An 857-nucleotide genomic window follows, 5' to 3' on the forward strand; every position below is an offset into this window, starting at 1 on the left:
TAGATATTTCCGATGAAATAAAGCTAAATTTTGCAGTGTGTTAAGAACATCTTCTACCAAAATGTAGGCATCACTAATTTTATATTTAGACTCGTCAATTATGGCAAATGCAGCTCCTTTTTTTAAGGCATCTTGAGCGAAAGTGTTTCCGTTAAAATTAGCGCCTTTGAGTGCGAAATACATGCAGTTTTTGGATATTTTTCTAGTATCTGTACAAACCGAATTACAGTCTAAAAAATGGGAGTGAAGTGTTTCTATTGTCATAGAATAAATGTAATAAAAAAGTCCTAATCGAAACGATTAGGACTTTATATTTATGATAAGAATAATAAATTAATTTCTTTTCTTAGTATTTTGAGATTTAGAACCTACTCTAGACATTGCACATCTAAACCCGATATAGTCTGTTGCCATATCTTGTGGGAAGTATCTACGTTGTGCTGGGTCAATCCAATATGCTCTATCTCTCCAAGATCCACCTTTATAAACTCTTACTTCATCGTTGATTAAAGATGTTCTTTGGTTAGATGTGTCATATTCTTTAATTAAGTTCCCTAAAGAATCTCTTTGTACATTATGTTTTGGAGAGTTGTACATTTTACTAGTTTCACTTTTAGAATCATCTACATCTTCATCAAAGCTTTCGGCATATAAACGAGAAGATCTTGTATCTCCATCTCTAAAGTTTCTATTGTCACTTTTATCAAAGTTAGTTCTTAAGTAAGTTTCTTCTTCTGTAACAGCTACTCGAGCAATTTCTCCTGGAAGATTTCTAGCAACAATCCTACCATTACTTAAAGTGTCATATACAATTTCATCTGGAGTTATGATCTTAACAGTTCCATCTTCATTAATGG

General features: G+C 32.2%; 1 protein-coding gene and 1 pseudogene. Both read right to left on the reverse strand.

Features of this window, described 5'->3' with window-relative positions:
* The coding region (locus tag TD29_RS17680) for a Mur ligase domain-containing protein (protein ID WP_241485300.1) at positions 1 to 264 on the reverse strand (264 nt) is incomplete at its 3' end.
* 69 nt (positions 265 to 333) lie between these two features.
* A pseudogene (locus TD29_RS17685) lies at positions 334 to 857 on the reverse strand (gliding motility lipoprotein GldJ); the annotation flags it as partial.

Origin of the sequence: Psychroserpens damuponensis (assembly GCF_000826655.1) — a bacterium.
Classification (GTDB): Bacteria; Bacteroidota; Bacteroidia; order Flavobacteriales; family Flavobacteriaceae; genus Psychroserpens; species Psychroserpens damuponensis.